11 protein-coding genes are annotated in these 16,692 nt (G+C 60.8%); 5 read left to right on the plus strand and 6 right to left on the minus strand.

The window, feature by feature from the left end; all coding sequences use genetic code 11:
- Positions 1 to 50: 50 nt before the first annotated feature.
- The 4 genes from Q1A51_RS05705 to Q1A51_RS05720 form a co-directional block, all read right to left on the minus strand.
- Positions 51 to 1,007 carry an ABC transporter permease gene (locus Q1A51_RS05705; protein ID WP_299598925.1) on the minus strand — a complete coding sequence of 319 codons (957 nt, stop codon included), beginning with the start codon at positions 1,005 to 1,007 and terminating at the stop codon, positions 51 to 53.
- Between the two features lie 105 nt (positions 1,008 to 1,112).
- On the minus strand, positions 1,113 to 2,705 hold the full coding sequence (locus Q1A51_RS05710) for an ABC transporter substrate-binding protein (protein ID WP_299598923.1): 1,593 nt from the start codon (positions 2,703 to 2,705) through the stop codon (positions 1,113 to 1,115).
- A 137-nt stretch (positions 2,706 to 2,842) separates the two neighbouring features.
- A complete protein-coding gene (locus tag Q1A51_RS05715; RefSeq protein WP_299598920.1) occupies positions 2,843 to 4,795 on the minus strand; it encodes a CocE/NonD family hydrolase in 1,953 nt (650 codons plus the stop codon).
- A 309-nt stretch (positions 4,796 to 5,104) separates the two neighbouring features.
- Positions 5,105 to 6,205: a DUF4147 domain-containing protein gene (locus tag Q1A51_RS05720; RefSeq protein ID WP_299598916.1), complete on the minus strand. Its 1,101-nt coding sequence runs from the start codon at positions 6,203 to 6,205 to the stop codon at positions 5,105 to 5,107.
- Positions 6,206 to 6,426: 221 nt separating this feature from the next.
- Here Q1A51_RS05720 and Q1A51_RS05725 point away from each other — a divergent pair, with 221 nt between their 5' ends.
- The 5 genes from Q1A51_RS05725 (at position 6,427) to Q1A51_RS05745 (ending at position 15,066) form a co-directional block, all read left to right on the plus strand.
- Positions 6,427 to 9,600: an Ig-like domain-containing protein gene (locus Q1A51_RS05725; protein ID WP_299598913.1), complete on the plus strand. Its 3,174-nt coding sequence runs from the start codon at positions 6,427 to 6,429 to the stop codon at positions 9,598 to 9,600.
- Between the two features lie 144 nt (positions 9,601 to 9,744).
- Entirely contained in the window at positions 9,745 to 11,082 is a 1,338-nt protein-coding gene (locus Q1A51_RS05730) for a TolC family protein (RefSeq protein ID WP_299598909.1), read from the plus strand.
- Positions 11,079 to 13,313, plus strand: coding sequence for an ATP-binding cassette domain-containing protein (locus Q1A51_RS05735; protein WP_299598906.1), 2,235 nt, complete (start codon positions 11,079 to 11,081; stop codon positions 13,311 to 13,313). The genes Q1A51_RS05730 and Q1A51_RS05735 overlap by 4 nt, the downstream gene beginning before the upstream one ends.
- On the plus strand, positions 13,310 to 14,491 hold the full coding sequence (locus Q1A51_RS05740) for an HlyD family type I secretion periplasmic adaptor subunit (protein WP_299598903.1): 1,182 nt from the start codon (positions 13,310 to 13,312) through the stop codon (positions 14,489 to 14,491). The genes Q1A51_RS05735 and Q1A51_RS05740 overlap by 4 nt, the downstream gene beginning before the upstream one ends.
- A 92-nt stretch (positions 14,492 to 14,583) precedes the next feature.
- Entirely contained in the window at positions 14,584 to 15,066 is a 483-nt protein-coding gene (locus Q1A51_RS05745) for a hypothetical protein (protein WP_299598900.1), read from the plus strand.
- Positions 15,067 to 15,237: 171 nt separating this feature from the next.
- Here Q1A51_RS05745 and Q1A51_RS05750 read toward each other — a convergent pair whose 3' ends face one another.
- Together Q1A51_RS05750 and Q1A51_RS05755 are read right to left on the minus strand one after the other, a co-directional pair.
- The gene (locus tag Q1A51_RS05750; protein ID WP_299598897.1) at positions 15,238 to 15,864 is read right to left on the minus strand and encodes a LytTR family DNA-binding domain-containing protein; all 627 of its coding nucleotides are present in this window, start codon (positions 15,862 to 15,864) and stop codon (positions 15,238 to 15,240) included.
- A 298-nt stretch (positions 15,865 to 16,162) separates the two neighbouring features.
- On the minus strand, positions 16,163 to 16,567 hold the full coding sequence (locus Q1A51_RS05755; protein WP_299202314.1) for a YbaK/EbsC family protein: 405 nt from the start codon (positions 16,565 to 16,567) through the stop codon (positions 16,163 to 16,165).
- Positions 16,568 to 16,692 lie beyond the last annotated feature (125 nt).

Consider the following 16,692-nt stretch of genomic DNA (forward strand, 5'->3'; position numbering starts at 1 on the left):
GCCTTGCAAAGACGCTTGGTCGCACGAAATGAGTTTTCTCGGTGAAAAACTCATTTTGGGTGCCTCAAACGCGGGTTGGCGAGAATACTCACCACGTCAGCGACAATGTTCAGGATGATGTAGACGGCGGCGAAGATCACACCGCAGGCCAGCACGACCGGTACGTCCCGTTTGACCACCGCGTCCACAAGGTATTGGCCCATGCCGGGATAGGCAAAGACCACTTCGACCACGACGACACCCACCACAAGGTAGGCGAGATTGATCATCACCACGTTGACGATGGGGGCGATGGCGTTGGGGAAAGCGTGGCGGTAGATGACCTTGAACGTGGTCAGGCCCTTCAGTTCAGCCGTTTCGATATAGGCCGATTGCATCACGTTCAGGATGGCTGCGCGTGTCATGCGCATCATGTGCGCCAGAACCACCATCGTCAGCACTGCGACGGGCAGTGAGATGGCGTGCAACTGATCCAGCAGCGGCATGCCCGGCGATACTGAGGCGAACGATGGCGCCCAGAAGAGTTTCACCGCGAAGAAGAACACCAGGATGTAGGCGATCATGAATTCGGGCAGCGAGATCGAGGCGAGCGTGATGCCCGAGATCAGCTTGTCCGGCCAGCGGTTCTGGAAGCGCACGGCGATGAGGCCCAGCAGGATGGCCAGCGGGACCGAGATGATGGCCGCCCAGAAGGCAAGGAACAGGGTGGAGGACATGCGGCGCGCGATCTGTTCACCGATGGGCAGTTTGTTGGTCAGCGCCACACCCATATCCCCGGTGACGATGCCGCCCAGCCATTCGACGTAACGGGTGACGGCGGGGCGGTTCAGCCCCATTTCCTCGCGCAGGTTGGCGAGGCTTTCGGGCGTGGCGGATTGGCCCAGAATGGCCTGTGCCGCATCGCCGGGCAGGATCTCGGTCAGGCCGAAGATCAGGGCAGAGGCCGCGAACAGCAACAACACACCAAGGGCGAGGCGCTCTGCGACAAGTTTTAGAATGGGGTGCATATGGTCGGGTCCTGATGGGACCGATGCCGCCCGGCTAAGGGCGTGCGTAGGGCCGTGAATTGAAAAACCGCGCCCGTTTGTGTGCGGGCGCGGTGTGATGTGGGCTTAGGCTTTCCAGGTGTACTTGCCGGTTTTCCAGTACATCTGCGGGCCGTTCGGGTTCGGTTCCCATCCCTGGACCGATGCGGAGACCGCATCCACGAAATCGTTGAACATGGGCACCATCACGCCGCCCTCTTCGTTCATCATGCGACCCATCTGGGAATAGATCTCTTTCCGCTTGCCTTCGTCGATCTCGGCGCGGGCTTCCAGGAGCATGGCGTCGAATTCAGGGCGCTTCCAGCGTGTGTCGTTCCAGTCTGCCGTGGACAGGTAGGCCGTGGTGTACATCTGGTCCTGCACGGGGCGACCACCCCAGTAGGAGCAGCAGAATGGTTGCACGTTCCAGACCTCGGACCAGTAGCCGTCATTGGGCTCGCGCTTGATTTCCAGCGGGATGCCTGCCGCCTGGCAGGACTGCTGGAAGAGGGCTGCGGCATCGACCGCGCCGGGAAAGGCGCCATCGGCGGTGCGCAGGATGATGGGCGACCCATCGTGGCCGGACTTCTTGTAGTGCTCTGCCGCTTTTTCCAGATCAAAGCTGCGCTGCGGGATCGTTTCGTCAAAGAAAGGATAAGCCGCATTGATCGGCATGTCGTTTCCGACGGATCCATAGCCTTGCAGGATCTTTTCGACCATTTCCTCGCGGTTGAGCGCGTGTTTCAGGGCCAGCCGCAGTTCGTTTTCGTCGAACGGCGCGGTGTCCACGTGCATGATAAAGACGTAGTGGCCGCGTCCTTGGGTCGACAGCACGTTGACGGTCGGGGCACGGTCCAGCAGCTTGGCGATCTTGGGTTCCACGCGGTTGATTGCGTCGACCTGACCCGATTGCAGGGCTGCCGTGCGCGCGGTGGCATCGTTCAGCACGATGATTTCGACTGCGTCGTAGTGGGCCACTTGCGTCTGGTCGCCGCCCCAGTAGTCCGCTTTGCGGGCGAAGGTCATGCGCACGCCGGGCTCATCCGTTTCCAGCGTGTAGGGGCCTGTGCCGATGGCCGCTGCCGGGTCGTCAAAGCCGCCGCCGGGTTGGATGATCAGGTGATAGTCCGCCATGAGGTAGGGCAGGTCGGCGTTGCCGACGCCCAGCGTCACTTCGAACACGTCGCCGTCGGTGCGCATGCTTTCGATGCCCTGCACGATACCAAGTGCGCCCGATTTCGATTCCTCGTTCGAGTGGCGTTCCATTGTCTTGAGCACGTCGTCGGCGGTGACCGCCGCGCCGTTCGAAAACGCGACGCCGCTGCGGATCTTGAACCGCCAGACTGTGGCGTCGTCCGAACCTTCCCAGCTTTCGGCGACCAGCCCCTTGAGGCTGCCGTCGGCGACCAGTTCGACCAGGGGTTCACCCCACAGGAAACCGCCAGCAAGCGGGACATCGGAGGCCCACGTGGCCGGGTCCTGGCTGTTGGTGGATTCACCACCCTGAATACCCATCTTGAATGTACCGCCCGCGACCGGTGCGGCCTTGGCTTCGGTGGCGAGCATCGAGGATGCAACGGCCGCCGTGACACCAAGGGCTGCGGCGCGCGCCATGAATTCACGTCGCGTCATCTTGCCTGCCGCCACCTTGGCTGACAGGTGTTCCAGTTCATTTGACATCAATTTCTCCCGGTTGGTCCCCTGCGCCTTGGCGGCGCGTTTCTTGTTTGCGCCGTTAGCGTACCCATTTGATGACACCCCGCAAGGGGTAATCCGGGAATGTTTTCAGCATTGTGAGCGTCAGCGGCATGCAGCGCCTATAGGTTCCGCCGCGGAACCCTGTCGGTTATCTCGCGTTCGTAAACACGTATATCGTTCTCGAACGCGTCCAGTTTTGCGTTGAGGTGGAAGTGGGTGGTGTCGGACCACATTGCACACTGCGCCTCGGTGCGCAGGCGAATATCATCGCGTTCGATTTCGTCCGTCCAGTGGCAAGTACCCCTTGCAGACAAGGGATCATCGGGATGGATGTCCCACCGTTCGCGGGCGATAGAGCCGTGGACCAGGCCGTGGTCCAGATCGCGAACCTTGCCGAAGTCGTCTTCGATGATCAGGGAGGTGACGCCTGTGACCATGTCGGTTTCCTGACGGCGGGTGTGAGCTTCGAGGCGAAGTTCTTCGGTTTGCCAAGGTGCTGCAGCGTCCGGTGGTTCGAAGTGGCAGGTGTCAGCGTCAGTCAATGCGTCAATCGACAGTGAACCCGCGTGCAGCGTGACGGTGGCCGCTTCGGGCGCAGGCCAAATCAGGGGCCAATAGGCCGTGGACACAGAAACGCGCATGCGGTGGCCTGCCGGTACAGAATACGCAATGTGATCCAGATGAAGGTAAACGGCTTCTCGCTGTCCGGGCGCCAATGCTCTGCCCAGGTGGTCTGCGAGGTTGAGAAGGCCATAAGTGATGCGCGTAGAGGCGCCGTCGGGATGTATGTGGTTCAGCCGCACGGCGATATGGGCAACGGGCTTGTCAGCGCTCAGGTTCAGGCGAATGACCGGGGCGCCTGTAATTGCGAGTTCTGCACCCAGCGGCGCGCTGTCAAAGCTTGCGCTCAGTGCATCGTCGCGCCTCTGATCTCCGGGCAATTCCGGACCCAGCCAGATGGCGCAGTATTCCCCAGCATCGGCGCCGGTGTCTTGGGGCGATGCGATCTCGCGCTGGATTGTGCCTTGCTCCGGGCCGAGGCCGGTGTCGGTCATGTACCAATGCTGTGTTTCAGTTTGCGCATCTGCAAGCCATCGTCCAGGCCGGTTGGTATACCAAGTGGCCGGTCGAATGCCGTCCATGAGGTAAGTGCGCAGGTCCGGGTCATCTTCGACCCCGGTGTCCGCGTCTTTCAGCCAGCGATCCCACCACCGCAGCGCCTCTTGCAGAAAGCCGATGCGCGGTTCGGGGACGGCGAAATGTGGGTACTTGTGCACCCATGGACCGATGATGCCCTTCGCGCCGGGCAGGTTCTGCACGATCTGCGGCACGGCGTTCTTGTAAGCGTCGCCCCAACCGCCAACGGCCAGCACCTTGGCCTTGATCGTGTCGTAGCTCTCGCAGACCGAGCCGTGTTTCCAATAGTCGTCCCGTGTCTGGTGACGTAGCCATGTGCTGGGCAGGAAGGGTTCGTTTTCGAGCCGCTCCAGCCACATCTCGCGCCAGTCGGGCCGCAGGGCCGGGTCGGGGGCGCGGGACGAATAGCTCCACATCGTGGCGCCCCAGCCGAGGTTTTCGTTGAGCAGACAGCCGCCCTTGTAATGGATGTCATCTGCAAAACGGTCGACAGTGGAACACAGCGTGATGATGGCCTTCAGCGGCTCCGGCGCCATCGCTGCGACCTGAAGGCTGTTGAAGCCGCCCCAACTGATCCCCATCATGCCAACATTGCCATTGCACCACGGCTGGGCCGCCGCCCACCTGATTACCTCGACCGCGTCGTCAAGCTCCTGTTGCGTATATTCATCTTCCATCACCCCGTGGCTGTCGCCATTGCCTCGCATATCGACGCGCAGACAGGCATAGCCGCGCTGGGCGAAGTAGGGATGTGTGAGCGCGTCGCGGGCGCAGGTCCCATCGCGTTTGCGGTAGGGCAGGTATTCGAGGATCACCGGGACCGGATCGTCAACGGCATCAATCGGGCACCGCATTCGGGCGGACAAGCGGGTCCCGTCGGCGAGGGTGATGCCCAGATCAGGCTGCTCTTCGATCTCGCGGAGTGTGTTTTTCATGGACGCACGGTGAGCCGCGCCTTGCGAGACTGTCAAGCGGCAGAGGGGGCCAGCCCCCTCGCGCTCACGCGCTCACCCCCGAGGTATTTTGGGCCAGAAGAAAGAGATTGTTAACCTGAACAGGTCATGTAGCGCATACGGTACAGGCGGAGGCGCCGATGGCCGTGCCAGGAGAAGGGGTTACCTTTCTTCATGAGGGGAGGGCCGGGCGCCTTCCCCTTTCTTCTTCTGGCCCAAAATACCTCGGGGGAGGCCATAGGCCGGGGGCAGCGCCCCCTGAAAATATGTCGTCGCGCAGCGGCCTTTGGATCACGCCTTGTATGCGATGAGCAGGTCCATGACATTCGTGCCCGTAGGGCCAGTGATGACAAGGCCGCCGCGGTCTTTCAGCCAGGGATAGGCGTCGGCGCGCGCAAGTGCGTCTGCGCCGCTGTCTGCCCATGTGGTGCCGTCGATCAGGGCACCTGCCGCGTCGGTGGGGCCGTCCGTGCCATCTGTGCCCGCCACGAGGATGCGCAACCCTTGGGTCCCGGCGATCTCTCGGGCAAGCGCGAGACCCAGTGCCATGTTGCGCCCGCCTTGTCCCGGATTGTCGGGCAGTTGAACGACGGGCTCACCGCCGAAAATATGCAGGCCGGGTGCGGCATCTCGCAACATCCGGCCGAGGCGCGGCGCGAGGTCCGTGACATCGGCATAGAGTGTTTCGCTGTTTGTCAGCACGGCCACGGGGCTGGCCTTTGCCACCGCCTCCCGCGCGATGGCGTTGCTGGCGATGATGTGCGGTGCGAAGGTAAAGCTAGGATCGGATGGCGCGTCCCCGATGCCGGAGCCGATGGTGCCCAGGCTGTCGCCCTCTACATCCGACAGCGCCAGCGTTGTGACATGTGCCCCTTTGAAGCGGGCCAGCAGTTTGCCGCCCTTGATCTGTGACCGGGACGTGCGGTGCGCGTTCATGTCTCCGATCGGCGCGCCGGAGGCCAGAAGTGCCTGCGTTTCGGCCTTGAGTGCGTCCAGTGTCATGTCGCCTGTCGGAACCTCTGCCAATGAGGACGCCCCGCCTGAAACAAGCATGAGGAGATGACTGCCGGGTTTGCAGGACTGAACCGCATCGATCAGGGCCTGTCCCGCCGTTACGGAGGCCGCATCCGGCACCGGATGGGCGGCCTCGATCACTTGCGCCCCGGTCGGTGTTGTTTCGGCGTGGCCGTATTTTGTGACGATCAGGCAAGGCGTATCAGGCCAGGTTCGTGCCGCGGCGGTCGCCATGGCGGCGGCGGCCTTGCCGACAGCTATGATCCTATCAGGTGCCTGCACGTCTCCGGCGGCAATTGTTCGGCTGACGGCGGCATCCCCCCCGACGGCATTCACACCCGTATACCAGAGGTTGAGAAGATCAGGTGACTTGGGCATGGGGTGACCTCGTTGCGGCAGTAAGTGAGTCCGAATCAACACAATATGTACCTGGAAACGCTGGAAATTGTGATCGGTTGAAAAAAAGACTCTAGCCCTAGAATCATGATTCGCTTATCACTGCCTGCAGAACAAGTGGTCAGCACGGCAAACAATGTCGGCGGCGCGTTACCTGAAGGGACTGCACCAAAGCGGTCTGGGGCGAGAGTGGTGGTACTGAGATGAAGGCGATTGATTTCGTCGTCCGCGATGGCGCGGGCGCATTGCAGCGTGGAGTCGTGCCCATTGATGGCGCTACAACGGTTTCACTGGCAAGCGGGCAGGAGATTTCGTTCAACCTGCGGCAAGTAGATCTGGCAGGTCAGCAGCGCAGCGGCGACGATCTGATCATCACCCTTGTTGATGGGCGCCAGATCACTCTGGAAAACTATTTCAATGATGCTGGCGATGCGAACCGGCTGTTCATCTCTGCCGATGGCTACCTGAACGAGGTTGCGTTTGTCGAGACCGCTGACGGTGAGCTGTTTGCCCAGTTCGGGCCGACTGAGCAGTGGGGCAAGTGGAGCCCGTCGGACGACCTGATCTATCTGGGCCGCACGGAGGTGGCTCAGGCCGCTGTCGCTGACGAAGAAAGTGTGTCGATGTTGGGCGCGACCCTTCTTGGTGGTGGTCTTTTGGGGGGTGGCGCTGCGGCGGCTGCCGCTGTGATTGGCGGTGCTGCCGTCATCGGCGGCGGTGGAGGCGGCGGCGGCGGTGTTGGTACGCCAGCTGACACTCCGGCGGACCCGACCGTAGACAATGTGGGCACATCTACGAATGTGGGTGGCGACGACACGTCAACCCACCGCTTTACCGTGTCCGGCACTGGTGAACCCGGTGATACCGTTCAGGTGACGGCTGGTGGGCAGGTTCAAACTGTTACCATCGCCGATGACGGCACATGGTCGGTCGAGTTTGCCGATGGCACGTTCCCGGCGGATGGAACAGTGGAGACGTCGGCGCTCTTTACCCATGCGGGTGGCGGGACGACCACAATTGCCGGTCCGGCGTTTGTCATCGACACAACCCCGCCCGAAGTGGCCGTGACCGAAGGGGTCGACTCGGTCGGTCATATCGTGAACGGCACGGAGCTGTCGGGTGGTGTGACACTTGAAGGCACCGGCGAAGCAGGTGCAACCGTCGCCATCACCGTTGCGGGTGTCACGCGCACGGTGACTGTGGCCGAGGACGGCACTTGGGAGGCCACTTGGCAGCCTGGCACGATTGCCGACGGGGAATATTCAACCGATATTGCCATCGTGGCGACGGATGCCTTTGGCAACAGCACGACCGTCAGCGATACGCTGGTCGTTGACACTGTTGCTTCGGTAACGATGGAGACTGCGACGGTCGAGACGGACGGTGTTGTCAACGCGGCAGAAGCCTCGGATGGCGTGACACTGACCGGCACGGCGCAGCCCGGATCGACGGTCGAGGTGACCTTTGGCAGCGTGACGCGTAGCGCAGCGGTGGATGCTGCGGGCAACTGGTCGGCGGTCTTCGTTGCCTCTGAAATTCCGGCGGGTGAGACTGAGGTTGCCGTGACGGCTGTGGCAACGGATGCCGCTGGGAACAGTGCAACGGCAACCGGGGCGGTCACTGTGGATACGTTGGTCAATGCGCTGGGCTACACCTCCACCGCGGGCGGAGACGGGACAATCAACGCGGCTGAGGCGGCGTCGGGCCTGGTGGTCACGGGCATCGTCGAGCCTGGATCGACTGTTGTCGTAGCTCTGGGCGGTGTCACTGCGAATGCCGTGGTTGCTGCGGATGGCACATGGACCGCAAGTTTTGCGCCGGGGCAGGTGCCGACCGGGACCTACACGACAGACATGGTGGCAACAGCCACCGACGCTGCGGGCAATACCAGCAGCGTGACCCAATCGGTGAATGTCGACACGCAGGCAAGCGTTCTGACGCTCGACGGTCCGGTTGAGGGGGATGACATCATCAACGGGGCCGAGGCGAGCGACGGGGTGGTCCTGTCGGGCACCGCTGATCCCGGTGCGCTGGTCAACGTGACGTTGCACGGTGTCACGCATCAGGCCGTTGCAGGCACCAACGGTGTTTGGCAGGCGTTCTTCAATGCGACCGAAGTGCAGCAAGGCACCTACGATGCGCAGGTCACTGCAACCACAACCGATGCCGCCGGAAACACGGCCACGGTGACGGATACGGTGCACGTGGATACGCGCGTCGACAACCTGTCTGTCGCGGCGGATGTGATCGAAGGCGACAACGTGATTTCCGGGGCTGAACGGGCCGACGGGGTTGTCGTCAATGGAACGACAGAGCCCGGATCGACCGTAACAGTCACCTTGGGCAGCCAGACGGTGCAGGCCATCGTGGATGCCAACGGGAACTGGCACGCGCCCTTCGCGGCCTCGCAAATTCCCGAGGGCGAATACACGACAAGCGTATCTGTCACCGCGACCGACCTTGCGGGCAACGTGGCCACGGTGTCGGACACCGTGCGGGTCGACACGCTGGTCAACCAGCTTGATATCCAGGACAACGTGACCGCTGACGATGTGGTCAGCGGGGCTGAGGCCCGCGAGGGCATCAACCTTGGCGGACAGGTCGAGCCCGGCTCGACCGTCATGGTTGATTTCAATGGCACTGTTCTGGCGGCAACCGTAGATGTGGCTGGAAACTGGTCACTGGATATTCCGCCATCGGCCATCCCCAGCGGGGAATATGACGCGGCGATCACTGTCATGGCGACAGACGCTGTAGGCAACACCGAAACCCTCAGCGACACGGTCCGCATCGATACAGACGCCCCTGATGGTCCTGTCATCGCCAGCTTTACCCGTGATGCGGACGGTATCCGCGGCATCTCGACCGAGCAAAGCGATGGGGATCTGGCCGTGGCGCAGGTCAACGCGGACGGGTCGATCACTGACGTGGCTGCGACGCAGATCGATATTGATGTGCTGGGCGAAACGAACTTCCAGTTCCAGACCGATGTACCAGATGGCTCGCACCTTGTGGTGAGCAGCGCGGATGCGGCGGGCAACACCGTTGGCACCTACGTGGTGCTGGACGATGAAAGTGCCAATTCCACCGTCAATCTGGGCAACCCGGCTTTGGGCAACTACCAGATCGAAGCGGTTGAGCTGCAATTCGCGGAAGAGGCCAACCTGACGATCACCGAAGCGCAGCTGCTTGGGCTGTCGGACAGCACCAACACGCTGACCATTCATGGCGGCAGCGACGACACGGTGACCATCGCAGGGGCCACGCGCACGGGATCGACCACCGTGGATGGGCAGGCCTACGACATCTACAGCCTTGGGACCGAAGGCACGATTATTCTGGACGACGATATCGCAGTCAACACGGGCGTCGTCTAGGACACTGACAAAACGAAATTTTCACTGGGCAAGAGCAACTACAAAAAACAATCGAGCACACTCCAGAACGATATGAGGCGCGGACCGGGTTCCGTAACCGCGCCCACACAACCCAACGATAAAAACCCGAAACGGGACAGGACTATGGGGCAAGGTGGTATCAAGTTTGCGGCGTTTTTCGCCGCCGTCTCGCTGACTGCGGGGTGTACAGAGTATATGGGCGACGTGCCCTTTGTTTCCCGATTGAACACGGGCGTGGCTGACACTGCGGCGCCCGTATCCCAGGCCGCGTTGCGGGCGACACCCACGAAACATGATGAAACACTGAATACCGAAAGCCCTGTCATTCAGGGCTTGCTGGAGCGCCAGTCCGTGCTGCCTGTGGGCAGTGCCTATGAAACAGTTGCCACGTCAGTCTTGGCCGTCAATGCACGGGCGGCTGAAACAGAGCTGCGGGCCGCGCGCCTGCGTGCGTCGGCGGCGTCGAAGAACTGGTTGCCAACCATTGGACCGCGCGTGTCGCTGAATTCGTTGGGCGATGTGATCACGCAGATCGTTGTGGATCAGGTGATTTTCGACAATGGCCGCAAGAAGGGTGAACGCGCCTTTGCCAAAGCCGATGTCGAAGTGGCGGCTGTGGCACTGGCCGAAGACACCAACGCCCGGGTGGCCACCGGGCTTGGTCTGTATCTGGACGCCGTAGAAGCGCGCGAGAGTGCAGCCGTCCACCGCGCGACCCTGCGCGAGATGGAGCATTTCGAATACATCATGTCTGAGCGCGTCCGGGGTGGCGTGTCCGACATGTCGGACCTGAACGTGATCCGCCAGAAATTGGCTGAGATCCGGGCCGCTATCGCTGCCAGCGATGAAGCGGCGAACACGGCCATTGCAGAGTTGAACGCGATGTCGATCCAGCCGCTTGATGATGTGCGCGGGCTGGAAGCGTTGACCGTCAGCGGCACAGCCTCTCAACCCCTGTCCGTCACCCGCGCCGAAGCTGAGAAAGAGCGCAGCATCGCGCAGGCCCAGATTGATCGCGCCAGCCAATTGCCGGGCATCAACGCGCAGGCCACCGTTGGCGAAAACAGCGGGGCGGGGATCACGGCGGGGGGCATGTCGCTTGGCCTTGGCACCGGCGCGCGCCTGCGGGCGATCGAGGCCGCCAAGGAAGCCGCTGGCCGACAGGTCGCGCAGGCGAATGAGGATGCCAACCGCACATTGCGACGGCTTGAAGGAGAGGTTGCTGCGACCGCCCGTCAAGCAGGTGAGGCGCGCGGGTTGACCGCGCAGGCCAAGGCGAACCTGGACCTGTTCCAGGAACAATATCAGGCCGGGCAGCGGCAGGTCATGGACGTGGTGGGCGTCTATGAAACCTTTGCCGCGCGCCAGGTGTCGGAAGTGCTGCTGAAATACGAGGCCATCAGGCTGCAGGTCGAACTGGCCCGCGTGCAGGGTGTCCTTGCCGATGGAGAGCAGATTTGACCGACAAGCGGCCCTTTACCCTGACCGTCACCAATGGCAACCGCGCGCAGATCAAGGCAGCCCCGGTCAAGGAGGCACCGCGTGCGGACAACACCAACCGGATAGCCGATCGACTGAATGCGCGGGCGGATATGGCGGTCGCCTATGCGGGGTTGCTTGGCGTGTCCTCGGCCCGGTCCGACATGGTGGAGACGCTGTCGCTGCAATCGCGAGAAGGGGCCAGCGACAAGGTCGAGGCCAGCGCCATTGCAACCTGTTTGCAGGCCGCTGGATTGCGGGCTCAGGTCCAATCGGTCCAGACGCCTGGGTCTGATCACTGGCCCGCGCTGGCCTATATGACCAGTGGTCAGGTCGTGCTTGTCGTCGGCCAGGACCGGGATGATCTGGTCATTTTTGACAAGACCTGCCCGGACAACCGGGCGCATGTGCCGCTGACGGAATTTACACCTTTTTTCAAGGGTTTGCTGGTCAAAGCTGAGGCACCGCTTGAACGTGTGGCCGAGGTGCACAAGACCTTCAAGGTGACAAACCACTGGTTCTGGGGGCAGTTCCCGCGCTTTCGCAAGGCGCTGGCCGAGATCGCGCTGGGATCCTTTGTCGCGAACCTGCTGGCCGTCGCCGTGGCGCTGTTTTCCTTGCAGGTCTATGACCGCGTGATCCCGCATCAGTCCGAGGCGACATTGTGGGTTCTGGCCGCGGGCGCATGTCTGGCGCTGCTGCTTGAGGCGTTCATCAAGATTGCCCGTGCTCGGTTGATGGACGGGGCGGGGCGGCAGATCGAGCGGTCGGTGCTGACGTTGCTGATGCGGCGTGTGATGGGCATGCGGTCGGATGTGCGCGGGCAGTCGCCCTCGATGACCTTTTCGGCCATGCGCGAGTTTGGCTCCGTGCGCGAATTCTTTACCGCGTCGACCATCGGCACCATTGCCGACATTCCGTTTATCTTTGTTTTCTTGCTGCTGGTGGCGTCCATCGCCGGGCCGGTTGTGTGGGTGCTGATCCTGGGTGGCATCCTGATGGTGGTGCCGGGTTTCTTCCTGCAAAAGCGGATGCTGCGGTTGACACAAGAGACGCAAGGGGCCTCTGCCAAGTCGTCGCGCCTGTTGCACGAGGCGATCTTTGAGCGGGATACGGTCAAGACGCAGCGCGCCGAGGACCGTGTGATGCGTCTGTGGCAAGAGTTGACGACGCTGTCGGCCATGAAGTCGTCCGAACAGCGGCGGCTGGCGTCCGTTCTGACGTTCTGGTCACAGGGCATGCAGCAGATGACCTATGTGGCTGCGGTGATTGCGGGCACTTATCTGGTTTTTGCAGGGCAGTTCACTGTGGGGTCGATCATTGCCGTGGGCATTCTGACCTCGCGTACACTGGCGCCGCTGACCCAATTGGCGGGGACCATGGCCCGCTGGGGCAACGTGAAGGCAGCACTGGATGGGCTGGATGCCATTGCCGAGGCGCCGCAGGATGTGGATGAAAGCCGGACCTATCTGCGCCGGGACAGCCTGAAAGGCCATTTCGAGCTGCGCGAGGTGCAGTTTCAGTACGAAGACGACGGCGCGCCGACGCTGGATATTCCGGGCGTGCAGGTCATGCCGGGGCAGCGTGTGGCCGTTCTGGGATCGAACGGGGCGGGCAAGTCATCGCTTTTGAAGATCCTGTCTGGGGTCTATGCGCCGACCAAGGGCCGTGTTCTGATCGACGGCACGGATATGAGCCAGATCGAGCCGCGCGACCTGCGTCGGTTGATCGGCTATCTGGGGCAGGATGTGCGCCTGTTCTCGGGCACGCTGCGCGACAACCTGAACCTGACTTTGCTGGAGCGCGACGATGACCGCCTCTATGCCGCACTGGACTTTGCGGGACTTGGTCCATTTGTGAAGGCGCACCACAAGGGGCTTGATCTGGAGATCCTTGATGGTGGGCAGGGCCTGAGCATCGGGCAGCGACAGTCCATTGGTTGGGCACGGCTGTGGTTGCAGGACCCGGCCATTTGCCTGCTGGACGAACCCACCGCCGCGCTGGATCAGATGCTTGAGAGCACTCTGGTCAGTCGGTTGGAGACATGGATGAATGGCCGCACGGCCATCATCGCCACGCACCGGGTGCCGATCCTGTCGCTGACCAACCGCACATTGATCCTGCAGAACGGACGCATGACCGTGGACGGCCCGCGTGACGAGGTGCTGAGCCATATCGGCAAGACCGGTCCACTGAGGGGCAAGATCGCATGAGCATCGCGGGCACCAATCTGAGTGGTCAGCTTGAGGCCGATATGCGCGGCCCGTCGCTGGTGGTGTGGCTGAGCGCGGGCGCCGTTTTGGTGTTTGTGCTTTGGGCAGCCGTTGCGTGGGTGGACGAGATCGTGCGCGGGTCGGGCGAGATGATTTCATCTTCGCGTCCGCAGATCATTCAGAACCTCGAAGGGGGTATTCTGGCTGAACTGGCCGTGGCCGAGGGCGATATCGTCGAGCGCGGCGATGTGTTGGCCCGTTTGCAGGGCACCCAGTTTCAGAGCCAGGCGGATGATCTGCAGGACCAGATCACGGCACTGGCCGTGCGTCAGTTGCGCCTTGAGGCCGAGTTGGCGGGGCAGTTCGACTTCGCCGTGCCCGGCGGGCTGGAACGACAGATGCCGGGGTTAGTTGCGTCTGAACGGTCGCTTCTGAACGCCCGCCAGACTGACTTTTTGAGCCGCCGCGAAGGGGCGCAACGCGTGCTGGATCAGGCGGCCAAGGAACGTGCGCTGCTGGAGGACCTGCTGGAGCGCAAGATCGTGGCTCTGATCGAAGTGACCCGCGCCCGCAAGGCCCATGCGGATGCCCGGATCAAACTGGATGAGATCATCACTCAGACTGAACTGGAACGCGCGCAGACTTATTCGGACACACTGAAAGAGCTGGGCACATTGCGCCAGACCTACAAATCGGCGCAGGACCAGTTGAACCGGACCGTGTTGGTCAGCCCGATGCGGGGCATCGTGAACAATCTGAGTGTGACGACCATCGGTGGTGTCGTGCGTCCGGGCGAGGAAATTTTGCAGATCATTCCACTGGATGAAGAATTGTTTGTGGAGGCACGTGTATCGCCCAAGGATATTGCAGGGGTGCGTCCGGGGCAGGAGGCCAGCGTGAAGCTGAGCGCCTATGACTACACGATCTATGGTGCGCTCAAGGGTGAGGTGAAGCTGATCTCGGCCGACACGTTCAAAGACGAGCGCAAGCCGGATGGTGATCCGCATTACAAGGTGACAGTGCGCGTGGATATGTCGGCCCTGACGGAGCGGCAGAAATCTGTGTCTATCCGTCCGGGCATGCAGGCCGAGGTCGAGTTGCACACGGGGTCGAAGACGGTGCTGCAATACCTGATGAAGCCGCTTTACAAGTCACGCGAGGCGTTCCGGGAGCCGTAGGGTCGGGTCAGCTTAGAACCTAAGGTGGCGAATGCTGTGCGACGCATGAAGGTCTGCTTTCACCTAGGCTTTCTTGTATTGTATGATCGATCATGTCTGTTTCCAGAGTGATGATCATTGGTGGGCCAGGTTCAGGCAAAACCTGGTTAGCTAAGCGAATGAGCAGCCAACTGGATCTGCCTGTCTACTCTGTTGATGACGCGGTCTGGGATTGCGACGGCAATTTGAGACCGGAAACGACAATAGATGCACTGGTCCGCTCACAGATCTCTAAAGAGCGGTGGATCATTGAGGGTGGCAACACACGTACATATGAAGAACGGGCGTTGAGATCACACCTCATCATAAGGCTGCACCCTCCAGTCTTGCGTCGTTTCATAAGAGTTTTGCGCCGAGATGGTCCGAAGTTTTCCCTGCTTTTTTGGACATTTAGATACGACAAAGTCTTTGGGGATAAGGATCAGGCGATCCTACGATCTGCAAAAGACATCGCAAACTGTGTTGAACTTAGGTCCAGCAATGACAGCAAAGCTCTTCTTAACAAGCTTGCCGCCGAACAATCGACATTGGGGTAGCTGCAGCGAAAGCTAACTTCGTCCCGCTTTTGTACAAGCTGCGGCGCGAACTGGTCGATGAATGCGATTTGCAGGCCACATCCAATCAACGCAGATCGGCCCTCAACACGCCCAGAACGTCTTGCAATCCAGGCCCGAGCAAACATGCGAGGTTGTTGTCTAGCGATCATATCAGATCCAACCGTTTTCACGCAGCACGGACAAACGAGACCTGGCAATTGGAACTTGTTCGCCATCTGACAGAACTATTACCTTGTCGCGTCCTCTCGTCTTGATGTGCACAACTGCCTCTGGCGAAACCCACCATGACCGATGAACCTGCAGGCCGGACGTGTGCGCCAGGAGAGCAACGGCGTCTTTCATCCGCCCTCTGACAAGACAGCACCCCTCTTCCAATCTGAACTCCAGATAATGATCGTAAGCCCTGACAGCCATCACCCCCGATTTTGGCCAGTCCGACGTGGCTGATGCACCCAAATTCTTGTCTATGCTGATATGAGCCTCGACTTGCCGTTCATTGCCAAGTCTTTCGGGGCTGTCACGCCTCTGATCGAACAAGATCCAGATCAAGACCGTCACACCAGCCAATGGCAGCACCGCTGGAGAAAGAAAAACGATGAATTCCAGCATGGGATCAGGGTCTTTTGGCAGCAGACCGATAACCTTCATGCCATGAATTTCAAATCCGGCAACGATGTTTGTCGCCAGCATCGAACCGAGTGCAGCCAGTGTCTGGGAAATCCATCCATCCGACATGGCCCATAAAATGAGAGCTCTGAACAGGATCGCCTGTGCCACGACAAGCACCTTGATTGTCGTCCATAGGATCAGGCGATGATCGAGGCCAAGCTCACCGGTGTCATAGGCACCTGCCACCGAGAACAAAAGCGCAAGCGACAACGCCATCAAACTGCACAGCACTACACAGTTTCGCGCAGCTGCACGCGAGCGAGGGATCTCCCGAAGGTCCGGATGATCGGCATAGTGCACGTCGCCGACTGGTTGCTCTGACAAGTGAGTATGTCGGCCCAAATCGTCCATCCTTTCGAGCGGGAACAGCGTGTAACATGTTCCGCGCGTTGGCGCGGCTTCTGCGTTAACGCGTGTTGTTGGTAAAAAGCCTGACACCCGGCAGGCGCGCGAGGCTCTTTGGATCGACACGAAAGACAGCGTTTGGTGCTCCGGCCGCCGCCCATACTTCGTTGTACTTTAGGAGCGCACTGTCCATCCAAGTGTCCAACGCACACAGATGCCCAATCGGTGCAACTCCGCCAATGGCAAACCCGGTCTCGGACCGCACTCGCTTTGGATCTGCCCGCTTGAGCGGTTCGCCGAAGTCTGCGGTGGATCGGTTCAGATCGAGATCATGGCAACCACTGACAAGGACCAACTTGAGTGCTGAGCTTTGTGTCCCCTCGAAGACCAGCGACTTTACGATCTGTCCGACTTCGCAGTCACAAGCCAGAGCTGCATCCGCAGCACTTCGTGTTGTCTCTGCCATTCGTCGCACAGTCAGATCGAGACCGAGGGAGTGGGCGGCATCGTGAACGCGTTTGATACTTTTTGACATAAGAATCCTATTTTAATTTTTGTATACAAAAATATTTATTGAAGACATTTTATCCC

It is taken from the genome of uncultured Tateyamaria sp., assembly GCF_947496075.1.
GTDB lineage: Bacteria > Pseudomonadota > Alphaproteobacteria > Rhodobacterales > Rhodobacteraceae > Tateyamaria.

Bases quoted from the DNA above. Each gene is read 5' to 3' on its own strand.
- Q1A51_RS05705 (WP_299598925.1), bottom strand. From the start codon at position 1,007: ATGCACCCCATTCTAAAACTTGTCGCAGAGCGCCTCGCCCTTGGTGTG.
- Q1A51_RS05710 (WP_299598923.1), bottom strand. From the start codon at position 2,705: ATGTCAAATGAACTGGAACACCTGTCAGCCAAGGTGGCGGCAGGCAAG.
- Q1A51_RS05715 (WP_299598920.1), bottom strand. From the start codon at position 4,795: ATGAAAAACACACTCCGCGAGATCGAAGAGCAGCCTGATCTGGGCATC.
- Q1A51_RS05720 (WP_299598916.1), bottom strand. From the start codon at position 6,205: ATGCCCAAGTCACCTGATCTTCTCAACCTCTGGTATACGGGTGTGAAT.
- Q1A51_RS05725 (WP_299598913.1), top strand. From the start codon at position 6,427: ATGAAGGCGATTGATTTCGTCGTCCGCGATGGCGCGGGCGCATTGCAG.
- Q1A51_RS05730 (WP_299598909.1), top strand. From the start codon at position 9,745: ATGGGGCAAGGTGGTATCAAGTTTGCGGCGTTTTTCGCCGCCGTCTCG.
- Q1A51_RS05740 (WP_299598903.1), top strand. From the start codon at position 13,310: ATGAGCATCGCGGGCACCAATCTGAGTGGTCAGCTTGAGGCCGATATG.
- Q1A51_RS05745 (WP_299598900.1), top strand. From the start codon at position 14,584: ATGTCTGTTTCCAGAGTGATGATCATTGGTGGGCCAGGTTCAGGCAAA.
- Q1A51_RS05755 (WP_299202314.1), bottom strand. From the start codon at position 16,567: ATGGCAGAGACAACACGAAGTGCTGCGGATGCAGCTCTGGCTTGTGAC.